General features: G+C 65.6%; 15 protein-coding genes. 4 read left to right on the top strand and 11 right to left on the bottom strand.

Going from position 1 to position 14251, the window contains the following annotated elements; translation table 11 throughout:
- Positions 1–76: 76 nt before the first annotated feature.
- Genes QCE69_RS30465 through QCE69_RS30445 form a run of 5 tightly spaced genes read right to left on the bottom strand, consistent with a single transcriptional unit; the run spans position 77 to position 4886 of the window.
- Positions 77–1087, bottom strand: coding sequence for an ABC transporter permease (locus QCE69_RS30465; RefSeq protein ID WP_309837911.1), 1011 nt, complete (start codon positions 1085–1087; stop codon positions 77–79).
- Positions 1080–2120, bottom strand: a complete 1041-nt coding sequence (locus QCE69_RS30460; RefSeq protein ID WP_404987794.1) for an ABC transporter permease — start codon at positions 2118–2120, stop codon at positions 1080–1082. The genes QCE69_RS30465 and QCE69_RS30460 overlap by 8 nt, the downstream gene beginning before the upstream one ends.
- Positions 2120–3637 (bottom strand): sugar ABC transporter ATP-binding protein, encoded by a 1518-nt coding sequence (locus QCE69_RS30455; RefSeq protein ID WP_309934633.1) that lies wholly within the window; start codon positions 3635–3637, stop codon positions 2120–2122. The genes QCE69_RS30460 and QCE69_RS30455 overlap by 1 nt, the downstream gene beginning before the upstream one ends.
- Positions 3638–3649: 12 nt before the next feature.
- Complete coding sequence (locus tag QCE69_RS30450) at positions 3650–4540, bottom strand: amidohydrolase family protein (RefSeq protein WP_309934632.1); 891 nt, start codon at positions 4538–4540, stop codon at positions 3650–3652.
- A 31-nt stretch (positions 4541–4571) separates the two neighbouring features.
- Positions 4572–4886 carry an L-rhamnose mutarotase gene (locus tag QCE69_RS30445; protein WP_309934631.1) on the bottom strand — a complete coding sequence of 105 codons (315 nt, stop codon included), beginning with the start codon at positions 4884–4886 and terminating at the stop codon, positions 4572–4574.
- Positions 4887–5050: 164 nt separating this feature from the next.
- Here QCE69_RS30445 and QCE69_RS30440 point away from each other — a divergent pair, with 164 nt between their 5' ends.
- Positions 5051–6031: a LysR family transcriptional regulator gene (locus QCE69_RS30440; protein WP_309926068.1), complete on the top strand. Its 981-nt coding sequence runs from the start codon at positions 5051–5053 to the stop codon at positions 6029–6031.
- A 22-nt stretch (positions 6032–6053) separates the two neighbouring features.
- On the opposite strand, the gene QCE69_RS30435 is transcribed toward QCE69_RS30440, so the two are convergent.
- From QCE69_RS30435 to QCE69_RS30415, 5 genes are all read right to left on the bottom strand, one after another.
- Positions 6054–6836, bottom strand: coding sequence for an SDR family NAD(P)-dependent oxidoreductase (locus QCE69_RS30435; RefSeq protein WP_309926065.1), 783 nt, complete (start codon positions 6834–6836; stop codon positions 6054–6056).
- A 16-nt stretch (positions 6837–6852) separates the two neighbouring features.
- Positions 6853–8031 carry an L-rhamnonate dehydratase gene (gene rhmD / locus QCE69_RS30430; protein WP_309819875.1) on the bottom strand — a complete coding sequence of 393 codons (1179 nt, stop codon included), beginning with the start codon at positions 8029–8031 and terminating at the stop codon, positions 6853–6855.
- 35 nt (positions 8032–8066) lie between these two features.
- Positions 8067–9392, bottom strand: a complete 1326-nt coding sequence (locus QCE69_RS30425; RefSeq protein ID WP_309934630.1) for an MFS transporter — start codon at positions 9390–9392, stop codon at positions 8067–8069.
- 47 nt (positions 9393–9439) lie between these two features.
- Positions 9440–10201 carry an SDR family NAD(P)-dependent oxidoreductase gene (locus tag QCE69_RS30420; protein ID WP_309934629.1) on the bottom strand — a complete coding sequence of 254 codons (762 nt, stop codon included), beginning with the start codon at positions 10199–10201 and terminating at the stop codon, positions 9440–9442.
- A 152-nt stretch (positions 10202–10353) separates the two neighbouring features.
- Complete coding sequence (locus QCE69_RS30415) at positions 10354–10521, bottom strand: hypothetical protein (protein ID WP_309934628.1); 168 nt, start codon at positions 10519–10521, stop codon at positions 10354–10356.
- A gap of 232 nt (positions 10522–10753) precedes the next feature.
- Between QCE69_RS30415 and QCE69_RS30410 the strand changes: the two genes are divergently transcribed.
- From QCE69_RS30410 to QCE69_RS30400, 3 genes are all read left to right on the top strand, one after another.
- Complete coding sequence (locus QCE69_RS30410; protein WP_309926062.1) at positions 10754–11023, top strand: hypothetical protein; 270 nt, start codon at positions 10754–10756, stop codon at positions 11021–11023.
- Between the two features lie 78 nt (positions 11024–11101).
- Positions 11102–11305, top strand: coding sequence for a cold-shock protein (locus QCE69_RS30405; RefSeq protein ID WP_309837892.1), 204 nt, complete (start codon positions 11102–11104; stop codon positions 11303–11305).
- Positions 11306–11532: 227 nt separating this feature from the next.
- Complete coding sequence (locus QCE69_RS30400) at positions 11533–12387, top strand: helix-turn-helix domain-containing protein (protein WP_309926060.1); 855 nt, start codon at positions 11533–11535, stop codon at positions 12385–12387.
- Between the two features lie 15 nt (positions 12388–12402).
- Here the strand turns inward: QCE69_RS30400 and QCE69_RS30395 are convergent, their stop codons facing one another.
- Positions 12403–14238: an ATP-binding protein gene (locus QCE69_RS30395; protein ID WP_309934626.1), complete on the bottom strand. Its 1836-nt coding sequence runs from the start codon at positions 14236–14238 to the stop codon at positions 12403–12405.
- Positions 14239–14251: the final 13 nt, after the last annotated feature.

The following is a 14251-nucleotide window of genomic DNA, read 5'->3' as shown; positions in this document are numbered from 1 at the left end:
TCGTAAAGTCTCCTGTCATTGCGCGCGGACAGCGGCGACGCCAATCCTTGCGCTGGTTATCGACGAGCACCGCCAGTCATTCAGTCACGCCCCGGATCATCAGGCGTTTCTCGCGCACGGCCCGCCAGCGTGCCACGAGATTCGGAATCAGCACCGACGAAAGCAGCAACGCCCCCGTCACGATGGTCAGCGTCTCGCTCGATACATCCGCGAGCGTCAGCGCATTGCGCAGCACGCCGATGATCACGAGCGACAGCAGCACGCCCACCATCGAGCCGCGTCCGCCGAAAATGCTCACGCCGCCGAACAGCACCGCCGCGATGACCGAGAGCTCGAAGCCCTCGCCGTTGTCGCCGCGTGCGCTCGTGAAGCGCAGCGTATAGACGATGCCCGCGAGCGCCGCCATCGCGCCCGACATCATGAAGAGCCTGAGCTTGGTCTTCGCCACGTCGATGCCCGAGAACTGCGCGGCCGTCGGATTCGCGCCGATCGCGAACAGGCTGCGGCCGAACGGCGTCGCCTGCAACAGCACGGTAAAGATCACCGCGCCGGCGATCACGAGAATGAAGGGCATCGGCAGGAACGTGTCGCCGAGTGTATTGATGCCGAACGCCGTATAAGCCGCCGGAAAATCCGCGATCGCCTGGTCGCCGAGCAGCACGTACGCCAGGCCGCGGAACAGCGCGAGCGTGCCGATCGTCACCGCCAGCGAAGGCAGGTTGAAGCGCACGATCACCAGGCCGTTCAGGAGCCCCGCCAGCGTGCCGAAGAGCAACACGAGCACGATGACCAACGGCATCGGCAGGCCCATGTGCCAGAGCACGCCCATCAGCGCGCTGGAGGCGCCGAGCACCGAAGCCACCGAAAGATCGATCTCCGCCGCGACGATGATGAGCGTCATCGGCAGCGCGATCAGCGCGATCTCGGTGAAGTCGGCGAGCATGTTCGACACGTTGGCCGCCGACAGGAACAGCGGCGACAGCACGCGCCCCGCCGCCAGCGACACCACCAGCACGATGGCGAGCATCGCTTCCCATTGCAGGTGCCGGCGACGGCTCGTCGAGAGTGCGGAGTCCGGTTTAGCCATGATCGCGTTTCCTCATCATGCGGCGCGCCACTGAACGCGCGAGCAAGGTATCGAGCGCGATCGCCGCGACGATCAGCGCACCCTGGATGGCCTGCTGCCAGAACGGCGACACGCGCAGCACCACCAGCGCGATGTTGATGACGCCGAGCACCAGCGCACCGAGCGTCGCGCCCGCGATGGTGCCGACACCGCCCGTGATCGCCACGCTGCCCACCACCGCCGCCGCCACCACCTGAAGCTCGATGCCCTTGGCGGTGCTGGCATCGACGGTGCCGAAGCGCGCAAGCCACAGCACGCCGGCCAGGCCCGCAATCGCGCCGGACAGCAGGAAGCCGATCATCACGCGCCGGTCCACGCGAATGCCGGCAAGCCGCGCCGCCTCGGGATTCGAGCCGATCGCGTAGTGCTCGCGCCCGCCGCGATACTGCTTCAGATACACCGACAACGCGATCAGCACCACGAGCGCAATCAGCACGAGGTTCGGCACGCCGAGCAGCGAACCGGTGGCGATCGCCGCGAATGCATCCGGCAGGCTGGTCGCGTTGATCTGGCCGCCGTGGACCCATGCGTAATCCGCGCCGCGCACGATGTACAGCGTCGAGAGCGTCGCCACCAGCGAGGGCACGCGGCCGAACGTGACGAGCACGCCGTTCACCGCGCCGATCGAGCCGCCAATACCGATGCCCGCAAGCAGCGCGACGATCACCGGCAGATGCGGGAACATGACGAACAGGCTGCCGACCGCATACGCGCTGACGCCGACGATCGACGCCACCGAGAGATCGATATGCCGCATCAGCATCACAATCGTCATGCCCGCCGTCAGGAGGCCGATGATCGAGACGTTCAGCAGCACGTCGCGCAGGTTCTGCAGGTTCAGGAAGTCGGGCTTGGCTGCCGCCGTCGCGCCGATCAGCACCAGCAGCACGATGAAGAGCGTCAGTTCGCGGCTCTTCGCGATGGAAACCGCGATACTGTCGCGCTTGGTTTCGGCGGGCGGCATCGCGGGCAGCGTCGGAGAATGTCGTGTCATCATGCGGCGCGCCCCAGATTCTGCGGCGATGCACCCAGTGCGGCGCTCATCACCCGTTCCTCGCTGGCATCCGCGCGGGCGATGTCCGCACTGATGCGCCCTTCGTGCATCACGAGCACGCGGTCCGCCATGCCGAGCACTTCCGGCAGTTCGCTCGATATCATCAGCACGGCCATGCCCTCCCTCACCAGTTCCGCCAGCGTGCGGTACACCTCGGCCTTCGCGCCGACGTCGATGCCGCGCGTCGGTTCATCGATGATCAGCACCTTCGGATGTGTGGCCAGCCATTTGCCGAGCACGACTTTCTGCTGATTGCCGCCCGACAGCGTGCCGACCGGCGCATCGAGATCGCCTGCTTTCAGGCGCAGGCGCTTGCCCCAGTCGGCTGCCAGCGACGACTCGCTGCGCGCCGTAATCAGCCCATGCCGCATCAGGCGTCCGAGCACTGTCAGCGACGCATTGCGCGCAATGCTCAACTCCAGCGCGAGCCCTTGCGCGCGACGGTCCTCCGGCACCAGCGCGAGGCCCGCGCGCACCGCCGCAGCGGGCTTGCCGAGCGCGAGCTTGTTGCCCGCGATCTTCACTTCGCCGCCATCCACCGGATCGACGCCGAAGATCGCCCGCGCCACTTCGCTGCGCCCCGCGCCGACCAGTCCCGCCAGCGCGACGATCTCGCCCGCGCGCACATCGAAGGAAATGTTCCGGAACACGCCCTGGCGCGTCAGATTGCGCACCGAGAGCCGCACGTCGCCGGGCGTGACATCGGCTTTCGGATAGAAGGTGTCGAGGTCGCGGCCTACCATGCGGCTGACGATCGCGTCGATGCTCATGTCCGGCGTCAGCGCGTCGCAGACCTTCATGCCGTCGCGCATGATCGTCATGCGCTGCGTCAACGCGAACACTTCGTCCAGACGATGCGTGATGAAAAGAATGGCCACGTCGCGCTCGCGCAGCGCGCGCACAATCGCAAACAGCCGCTCCACTTCCGGCAGCGAGAGCGCGGCGGTCGGCTCGTCCATGATGAGCACGTTCGCATCCAGCGAGAGCGCCTTGGCGATCTCCACCACCTGCTGATCCGCAATCGACAGCCCGCGCACCAGCCGCTGCGCCCGCAGGCTCACGCCGAGCGACGCGAGCAGCGCATCCACTTCGCGATGCATCTCGTCGTAGCGGATCCGGCCCAGGCGGTCGCGCGGCTGCCGGCCCATGTAGATGTTCTCTGCAATCGAGAGATCGGCGAACAGCGTCGGCTCCTGATAGATCACTGCAATGCCGGCATCGCGCGCCTCGGCCGGATCGGCGAAGCGGCGCGCGACGCCTTCGATGCGCAGTTCGCCCGCATCGGGCTGATAGACGCCTGCGAGCAGCTTGACGAGCGTCGACTTGCCCGCGCCGTTCTCGCCGAGCAGCGCATGCACTTCGCCGGGAAAGAGTTGCAGGCTGCCGTCGCCGAGCGCCCGCACGCGGCCGAACGACTTGCTTGCGTGCAGCAGTTCGAGACGTGGTGTCATGGTCATCGCGAAACCTCTCTAGATCCGGTAGATGCGCTCGGCATTGCGCACGAACAGCGCGTCCTTCTCGCTGTCGCTCGCCCCGCCGACGATCCGCGCATACGCGTTCCACAAGCCGGTATAACTGCCGAACAGCCGGTCCACCGGAAAGTTCGACGCGAACATCGCGCGCTCGCAGCCGAACACGTCGATGCATTCATGCACGTAGGGCCGCAGGCTTTCGAGGGTCCAGTCGTGATCGAACATCGCGAAGCCGCTCAGCTTCACCGCGACGTTCGGACACGCGGCCAGCAGGCGCATGCCGTCGCGCCATTCGCGATAGCCGCGCGTCGCATTGCGATCGACGAACATGCCCGCGTGATTGACGATGAACTGCGTATCGGCATGCTCGCGTGCAAGTTGCGCCGCTTCCGCCATCTGCGACGGATACAGTTGCAGGTCGAACGACATGCCGTAGCGACGCAGCAAGCCGAAGTGCTCGCGCCATTGCGGCTCGCGCATGTAGTGGCGGCCGACGTAGTCGTACAGCGGATCGTCATGCACGTTCAGGATCTGGCGGATGCCGCGCGTGTTGGCAAACGCGGCATGGGCTTCGAGCACGGCCGGCGCATCGTCCGCCGAAAGATCCGCGCCCGCGACGATGCCGTTCGGCATGCCGCGCCCTGCGCCATCCGCGATGCCCTGCAGCCAGCGCGTTTCCTCCACCGGATCGGCGGGATCGTGATTGGCGTCCACGTGCACGATTTTCAGCACCTGGATGTCTTCGGCATCGCTCAGCAGATCGCCGAGCAGATAGTCGTGCTTCAGCTTGCGCGCGTCGCCGACGAAGGAGGTCTGCGGATTCGCGAGCCAGGGGTAATGATGCGTGGACAGATCCCACAGATGGATATGCGGATCGACGACCTGCATGGTTGCGCTCCTCGCGAAAGCGGCCAGGGTTTCAGGGTAGATGGAAGACCGGCGTCAGCGGCACGCTCAGCGGCGCGTTATCGGCGTGCGTCTCCATCAGTTCGGCCATGCTGTCCCACCAGGTGCGCATGATGGGCAGAATCGGCAGCGCATCGACGGTGTGGTCTGCCGTGCGCGCGTAGATGGCGAAGAGATGTCCGGTCGATTCGTCGAGAAAGATGCGGTAATCGCGGATGCCCGCGGCGCGCAACGCTTCGGCCAGTTCCGGCCAGATCTCGCGGTGACGCCTTGTGTATTCCTCGCGCATGCCTGGTTTCAGGGTCATGCGAAATGCCACTGTCTCCATGGCGGACCGCCTTGTTCTGATTGAGTGTTTCCCTGTGTCCGGGACTCGTTGTGCTGCGACTATAATTCGCCGACCGATAACACGACAATCCGAATGCAGGATTGGCCGATCGCAAAACCGTATCGCTGCGCCCTATCATCGCGCGCTTTCACGCGGACTGTCGAATGAACGAGATTGCGTCCCACACTGTGTCGCCGAGCCCATCGCCCAGCATCTCGCCGAGCGCTCTGGTCAACCGCCTGAAGTTCAAGCATCTCGCGCTGCTCGTCGCACTCGACGATGCCCGCAACCTGCATCAGGCCGCCGAAGCCATCAACGTGGCGCAGCCGAGCGCAAGCCGCATGCTGGGCGATATCGAGGAGGCGTTCGGCTTCCTGCTGTTCGAGCGCAATGCGCGCGGCATGCAGCCGACGCCGCTCGGCATGGCGGCGCTGGCTTACGCGCGCCGCTCGCTTGCGGACCTCACGCGCTTCGCCGAAGACCTCGACGCCAAGCGCCGCGGCGGTCACGGCCAGTTGACGGTGGGCGCGATCATGGGTGCCGCGCCCGACGTGCTGGCCATGGCCGTCACCGAACTGAAAACTGAGCGGCCCTTGCTGAACGTGCGCATCCTCGGCGAAACCAGCGATCAGGTCGTGCAGTTGCTGCATCGCCGCGAAGTGGATCTCGCGCTTGGACGGCTGACCACGCCGCTGCAACACAATGACTTCGACTTCGAGCCGCTCGCCCGCGAGGCCATGCGACTCGTGGTGCGCGCGAGCCATCCGCTGGTCGGCAAGACCGCGCTCACGCTCGAACAACTGGTGGGCTGGCCATGGATCCTGCAACCGATCACGAGTCCCGCGCGCGCGCTCTTCGAAGACGAACTCGCGCGTGCGCGGCTCAGCTCGCCGGCGGACATCGTGGAATGCGCGTCGATCTTCGCGACGCTTCAATTGCTGCAAAACGGCGAGGCCGTCGCGATGCTGCCCGAGTCCGTCGTGCGCGACTATCTGCGCGCGCAGTTGCTGGTGGAACTGCCGATCGAGGTCGGCAAGAGCCTGTCGGGCTTCGGGCTGCTCCGCCGCCGTTTCGAAACCTTGAGCGAACCCGCGGAGTATTTCATCGCGCTGCTGCGCAAGTACTCGGCGTCGGCGCAGCACTGACGCACTGAAGCACTGAAGCACGTTATTGCAGGTTCACGAACAGCCCGCCATCGACCAGCAAGGACGCGCCCGTCACATAGCGCGCGCGCTCCGAGCCGAGGAACACCACGCATTGCGCGACATCGTCGGGTTCGCCCAGGCGGCCGAGCGGAATGCGCTTCTCCATATAGGCGCGCTTGTCCGGGTCGGCGAGATCCTCGGCGTTGAGATCCGTCGCGATGGTGCCCGGCATCACCGAATTGCAGCGGATGCCATACGGCCCGAGCGCAATCGCGCACGACTGCATCAGCGAATGCACGCCCGCCTTGGTCGGCGTGTAATGCGTCTGCATGCCGCCGCCGACGAGCGCGCTGATCGAACTCGTCGCGACGATCGCGCCGCCCGTGCCCTGCGTTTTCATCTGGTTCGCCACCGCCTGCGTCACATAGAACGCGCCGTTCAGGTTCACGGCGACCGTGGTTTCATAGACGGCGGGCGGCATGTCGAGGAACGCATGAAACGGGCAGATCCCGGCGTTGCTGGACAGCACATCGATGCGCCCGAACGCCTCCACCGTGCGCCGGACCAGTTCGGCGCCGGTATCGTGCTCGGCGACGTTGCCTTCCACTGCAATTGCGCGGCGTCCCAGCGCCTCGATCTCGCCGACGATCGATTCCACCGCCGACCCGCGGCCATAGGAACGATCGTTGTCGCCCCAGTAGTTGATGGCGACGTCCGCGCCTTCGCGGGCGCTGGCCAGCGCAATCGCCCGGCCGATGCCGCGCGATCCGCCGGTCACCACGACGACCTTGTTCTCAAGCAGCATGACGTCCTCGTCCTCGTCAGTGGGTATAAGGCCGTTCGAGCTTGCACTCGGGATTGAGCCGCACGCCGAAGCCCGGCGTCTCGGGCACCTTCATGCGGCCGTTCACCGGCACGGGTTCGTCGAGCAGGAGCGGCGTGAACATCGGCACCACCTGGTCGGCCTTGGGCGCCATCATCAGGAACTCGGCGAACGGCGAGTTGTGGCGCGTGACGACGAAGTGATAGCTATACACCGACGAACCATGCGGCACGACCAGCACGTTGTGCGCATCCGCGAGCGCCGAAATCTTGATGAGCTCGGTGATGCCGCCGCACCAGCCCACATCCGGCTGCACCAGGTCCGCGCAGCCCATCTCGAACAGCATGCGGAAGCCCCAGCGAGTCGCCTCGTGCTCGCCGGTCGACACCATCATGCCGCCGGGCACGCTGCGGCGCAGTTCGGCATAGCCCCAGTAGTCGTCCGGCGGCAGCGCTTCCTCGATCCACTTGAGACCATATTCCCGCGCCGCGTGCGCCAGCCGCTTCGCGTAGTTCACATCGAGGCTCATCCAGCAGTCGAACATCAGCCAGAAGTCGTCGCCCACTTTCGAGCGCATGTCGGCCAGCTTGGCGATATTCTTCGCGAGCCCTTCCTCGCCCTCCGCCGGACCATGCTGCAAGGGCATCTTGCCGCCGATGAAGCCCATCTGCTTCGCCAGATCAGGCCGCGCGCCGGTGGCGTAGAACTGGAGTTCGTCGCGCACCGGGCCGCCGAGCAGCTGGAACACCGGCTCCTTGCGCACCTTCGCGAGCAGGTCCCACAGCGCGAGATCGACGCCCGAAATCGCGTTCAGCACAATGCCCTTGCGTCCGTAATAGAGCGTCGCGTTGAACATCTGATCCCACATCTTCTCGATGTCGGTCACGCGCTGTCCTTCCAGAAAACGCGCCAGATGCTTCTCGACGATGAACGCGCCGATCTCGCCGCCCGTCGTCACCGCGAAGCCGACGGTGCCGTCGCTCGCCTCGATCTCCACCACCAGCGAGCCGAGCACGTTCAGGCCAAACGACTGGCGGCTCTTGCGGTATTCGGGATAGCGCGCCATCGGCGTGGCAATGTGATCGTCGATCCAGTGATCGGCGCCCTGATCGTGATAGTCGGCGCCGCCGCCGCGAACCGTGAAGGCGCGCACCTGGCGAATCGTAGGCATGGACATGGTCTGCTCCGTGTTGGGCTGGGTGTTCAGGAGGTTCAGGATGCACGGGCGTTGCCGGCGCGCGCATCGGCTAGCGGGAGGTCGCGGTGCGGGCGCACCATCACGACGATGATCAGCGCCGCCAGCACGCTCGCGCCGCCGAGCACCATGAGGCCGGCGCCGGTCGAGTGCAGGGCGGCGTCGGCGGCGGTGCGGGCCATCGGCGCGAAGAAGCCGCCGAGTCCGCCGAGCGAATTGATCAGCGCGATGCCGGCGGCGGCGGCCGCGCCGGTCAGATAACGCGTCGGAAAAGTCCAGAACAGCGGCTGCGCGGCGATGAAGCCGCTCGCGGCGCAGCACAGCGCGATGAGCGAAATGGCCGGATGCCCCGCCAGTCCCGACACGGCAATCGCGACGCCCGACATCAGCAGCAACGCGACGGCGCACAGGCGATGCCGCCCGGTGCGGTCGGCGTAGCGCGGCACGATCCACGTGACGACCACAGCGGCAAGCCAAGGCAGCGCCGTCACCAGTCCCACGCGCAATCCCACCTTCGTGCCGAGCAGCGCCGCCACTTGCTGCGGCAGATAGAACACGACGCCGTACACGGCCGCCTGGATCAGGAAGTAGACGCAGCACAGCACCAGCACGCGGGCATCGACGAGCGACGCCAGCACGCTGCGCGGGCCATGCAAGGACGCGAAACGGGCATCGTCGGCGAGTCGCGCGACCAGCGTGGCGCGTTGCTCCGGCGTGAGCCAGCGGGCGCGGGCGGGATCGTCGTCTAGATACCAGAAAGCCCACACGCCGACGATCGACGCAAGCAGCCCTTCGACGAGAAACAGCCATTGCCAGCCGTTCAGGCCGGCCGCGCCGTGCAGGTCGAGCAGCAGGCCGGACAACGGCGCGCCGAAGATAAACGCGAGCGGCGCGCCGAAATAGAACACGCCGAGCGCGCGCGCCCGCGCCGATTGCGGAAACCAGCGCGTCAGGTAATAGACGATGCCCGGAAAGAAGCCCGCCTCCGCCACCCCGAGCAGGAAGCGCAACGTATAGAAGGTCGTCGCGTTGTGCACGAAGGCCATCGACGCCGAGACGAGACCCCACGTGACCATGATGCGGCACATCCACAGCCTGGCGCCGACGCGATGCAGCAGCAGGTTGCTCGGCACCTCGAAGATCGCGTAGCCGATGAAGAACACCCCCGCGCCGAAGGCAAACGCCGCATTCGACAGACCGGTGTCCTGCTGCAACGCCTTCTGCGCAAAGCCGATGTTGGCGCGGTCGAGAAACGCCAGCACGTACATCAGCAGCAGGAACGGCAGCAGCCGGCGCATCACGCGCGACGTGACGGCGCCTTCCGCGCGTGCGGAGTCATCCATGTCTCTCTCCAGAAGCGCCGCGCAGGGACGCGCGGCGGCCGTCCGCTTCAATAGGTGGCGCGTCCGCCCGACAGGTCGAACACCGCGCCCGTGCTGAACGCGCAGTCTTCGGAGGCGAGCCACAGGATCAGCGACGCGGCCTCGTGCGGCAGCAGGAAGCGGTTCATCGGGATTTTGGAGAGCATGTAGTCGATGTGCTGCTGCGACATCGAATCGAAGATTTCGGTCTTGGCAGCCGCGGGCGTGACCGCGTTGACGAGGATGTTCCTGCCGGCGAGTTCCTTGCCGAGCGACTTGGTCAGCCCGATCAGCCCCGCCTTCGATGCACTGTAGTGCGACGCGTTCGGATTGCCTTCCTTGCCGGCAATCGACGCAATGTTGACGATGCGTCCATAGCCGCTTTTCAGCATGTGCGGCACGACCGCACGGCAGGTCAGATACGGGCCGATCAGATTGACGTCGATCACGCGGCGCCATACGTCCGGCGCGAGTTCCCAGGTGCTGCCGTTGCCGCCGGTGATGCCCGCATTGTTGACCAGCACGTCGATCCGGCCGTGCGCGGCAAGTGTTTTCTTGACGGCGGCATCGACGGAGGCCTCGTCGGTGAGTTCGACGACCGCGTCGCTCACGCGGCGTCCGGGGTGTTGCGCCGTGAGGTCGGCGCTGGTGCGTTGCAGGCGTTCGCCGTCCGCATCCCAGAGGGCGACGTCGGCGCCCGAGTCCAGCGCCCGTTCCGCAACCGCGAGGCCGATGCCCCGCGCACCGCCCGTGATGATCACCGTGCGTTCAGCCAGATCGATACGGTTCATGCGTGTCTCCTTTCGTTGTCTCGTTGGACTTATGGCCGGTTCATGCCGTGGAAAGCACTATAGTCCGGCGCCAATAGCGGAACAATTCGAAAGGGCGATCGTTCGATAGCAAAAGTGAATCGAACGGCGTGCGACGTTGAATTTCGGGGCAATCAGCCCGCGTGGCGCTGCTTTTCGCGTGGCCGCGAACGCCCGGCGACCTGTGTGAAGCGATTTTCCGCCAGGGAAGCGCTGTCCCGGAAGGTTCTGTCTGCGAAACGCGCGAATGCAAAAAGCGCGGCGACGCTTACGGGGCTGATCAACATGACGGCAAGCAACACGATTTCGACTCCAGTCTGACCCGGTTGAAGTCTAAATCGTCGTGTGACGTCAATTGTCGTGAAATTGGACAATACTCCGTTCAACCTGCGCGAATACTGCGGCTAATCGCTCCAGACTGTCAGCCTGGGAATTCTTCTTTCGAACGCTCAGGCACGCACGTTGCTCAAGTCAGCGGCCGTCGATTGAAACGCGCATGCCGCGCGCACGACGATCGCTCATCTACAAGAAAGCATGTTCACACCGAAAGCCTGTACCGCCACCTGCGTTCTCGACGGCATGCCCGTCACGCTCACCTACTACCCAGACACCACCCTGCTGCGCATCACCGACGCCAACGGCCGCTGTGTGCGCGAAACGCGCTGGCCCGCGCCGTGGCGCACGCTGCTCGCGACGCTGCGCGAATTCAGCGGCGGCAATGGCGACCACGAACTGTCGTCCCTGCTCGACGAGATTCCCGTGGCCGCCGCGCCCGCCCGGTCGCGCGTGGCGGCGATGGCCTGATCCCGGCACTGCTGCAAAACCGTATTGATCAACCCAGGCGGGACGCCGTCTCGCTCAACGCTGCAAGAAGAGGAAACAATGGCAACTGGTACTGTGAAGTGGTTCAACGACGCAAAGGGCTTTGGCTTCATCCAGCCGGACGACGGCACGCCCGACGTGTTCGCGCATTTCTCGGAAATCCGCGCCGACGGCTTCAAGTCGCTGCAAGAGAACCAGCGCGTGATGTTCGAAGTGCGCCAGGGACCGAAGGGCTTGCAGGCCGCCGAGATTCAGCCGCAGTAAGGCACGATTAGCGCGAGCGCGGCGCCGGGAGATTGCTGCCGGCGCGACTGCGCGCTTTGTCGGAAGAATTCTTTTCTTCAATTCAATCAATGCAGTACGAGGCATCTGCCGGCACCTTTTGAGTGCGTCGGGCCGCGCCCTTTACAATGTCCGTTCGACTGCGCCTGGCCGATCGTCGCGCCAGACTGTTCCCCTCCCGCAGTCCCACTTTTCACTCCGCTGGCGGTATGGTCACTGAAACGTCTTCTTCGGAATCACTCGCCGTCGCTGAACGCGTGCGCGAGCTAATGGGCCGTCATGGCATCGGCAAGCGGCAACAGACCGCTGAGTTGTGCCGCATTCTCGATCTGAGTTTTTCGCAAGGTCACCGCAAGCTGCGCGGCAACAGTCCGTGGACGCTCGCACAAATCCGCCGGGTCGCCGACGCTTTCGACGAACCGGCCCTCAAGCTGTTCGATTCGATCAACACCCGCCCCGACGAAACCGAAGGCACCGCGCACGACGCCGTCTTCAAGCTCGGCTCGGTGGAGATTCCCTGCATGGCGTGGGTCGGCAATGCGCTCGATCCGGGCAGCCGTCCGGATTTCATCGCGCAGAAACTCAATGGCCGCTGGATCGTCAGCAAGCACGAAGGCGTGTTGCTGCACGAAGCGAGCGACGTCCACAAGATCGAGATCCAGCCGCGCCGCCCGGACACGGACAAGCCGGTGATCGCCGTGGTCGATGACGACCACGCCTCCGCCGACAACCTGCACGACTATCTCGAAGCCACCGGCTTCACGGCGATGGCCTTCTATGGTCTCGACGCTTTCCTCGAAGCCTTGCAGTCGCAGGTTTTCGATGCCGTGGTGATCGACTGGCTGTTCGGCGTGCATACGTCGGCGGGCGCGATCCGCGCGGTGCGTGAATCGGACAATCCGGATGCGCCGATCTTCGTGCTCACCGGCGAACTGACCACGGGCAAGGCAAGCGAATCGGAGATCAGCCAGCTGATCCGCGACTACAACGCCACGTGCTTCGAAAAGCCCGCCCGGCTCGGCATTCTGGTCGCCGATCTCTCCAAGCGCCTGATGCGCAGCTAGGCGCGTTGCCGGCCCTCAGTTCACGCGCCGCCGTGCCATCACAGCGCGGTGGACGGCGCCCTTCAACACTTCGTAGCGCACCGGCTTCAGCAAATAGTCGAAGAACAGGATGGCCGCGCTCGGGTCCACCAGCTCGGGCGCGTATGCGCTCACCGCGATGATCGGCACGCTGGCGCCGGGCGCGATGCGCGCGCGGTATTCGTTGGCGAACGAGTAACCGTCCTTGCCGGGCATGTGCAGGTCGGCCAGGATCACGTCGGCGTCGTTGGCCCGCAGCCAGGCGAGCGCGCTGTCCACCTCCGGCATGGCGACCGCGGAATAGCCCAGATGCGTGAGCATTTCGCTCAGCGATTCCCGGATCGACTCGTGGTCGTCGATGACCAGCACGCGCGACTTGCGCTGCGCCGGCGCCGCCGCGTCGAGCTCGGCGCGCGCGGGCAGATGATCCACCGACACGACCGGCAGGCTCACGCGAAACGCCGCGCCCTGGCCCACTTCGCTCGAAACCGTGATCTTGCCGCCGAGCAGTTCCACCAGTCCGCGCACGATGGCGAGGCCCATGCCGGCGCCGTCGAAACGCCGCGTGCTCGATGAATCGAGCTGGGTGAATTCCTGGAAGATCAGCGGCAACTGCTCGCGCGGAATGCCCGGCCCCGTGTCGATGACGGAAATGTCGAGGCGCTTCTCGGTGCGCATGAAGTGCACCTCGACCGAACCCGTATCGGTGTACTTGATGGCGTTGGTGACGAGATTCGTGACGATCTGCCGCACGCGATGCGCATCGGATTCGAGCGGGCCGCGCTCGCCCGCGAAGTCGCCGCGCAGCGCCAGCCCCTTGGCGGTCGCGGAGGACGCATTCGCATCGACGATCGATTCGAGCAGTTCGACCGGATCGAACGCCATGGTGCGCAGTTCCAGCTTGCCCGCGCCGAGCCGCGCGTAGTCGGTCAGGTCGCGCATTTGTGCTTCCAGATGACGCGCGCCGGATTCCAGCCGGTGCATGATCTTGCGATCCGCATCGCCGCGCGCGTTCAGCCCGAGCAGTTCCACCGACGACACGATGGCATGCAGCGGCGTGCGCAGTTCATGGCTCAGCATGCCGAGGAAGGTGTCCTTGGCGACGCCGGCTTCGCGGGCCGCGCGCGTCGCCTGGTGCTCGGCCGCGAGCGCCGTGCGTTGCTGTTCGATCAGGCGCGTGCGGCGGTAGCCGTTGAACAGCAGCAGCATGGTGGCCGCCGCCGACAGGATGCCGAGCAGAATGCCGCCAAGAATCAGATAGCGGCGCTTGGCGTCGAAATCGCGCACGATGTTTTCGCGCTCGGCCACATCCATCAGGCGCCGCCCGCTCGCCAGCTCCGCCACGACCGGCGCATTCTGGCGCAGCACGCCGACGATGCGCAGACTGTGTCTTCGCTCGGCATCGATGGCATCGACGTCGGCCTGGATGGAATCGAACGCGGTCTGCAATTGCCGCAGGATTTCGCGCTGCCGGTTGAACAGCGCTTCATGCCCGGCGGCGAGCCCCGGCGACGACGAAACCTGCAGCAGCCGCGCACGCAGCAGCCGATAGCTCGTGCGCACGGCGTCGGCATCTTCGTCGATGCCGTTGCGGTACAGCAGCACGTGATTCTCGAAGCGTTCGTAGGCGATCTGGAACTGTGCGGCATCCCAATACACGTCGTACGGAGCGACGAGCGTATGGGTTTCGCGCGCGAGCAGCCCCGAATAGAGCATGTAACCGACCGCGCCGATGGGCGGTGCGATGGCGAGCGCGACCAGCGCCGCGTACCACAGGCGGCGGAACCATGGACGCACGGCCGGGCCGCGCACGGAAGAGACGGAACTCGTCACGGGCAGCCGGCCG

The sequence above is a fragment of the Caballeronia sp. LZ032 genome (assembly GCF_031451315.1).
Taxonomy (GTDB): Bacteria; Pseudomonadota; Gammaproteobacteria; order Burkholderiales; family Burkholderiaceae; genus Caballeronia.
This window is presented reverse-complemented; position numbering and strand designations above follow the sequence as displayed.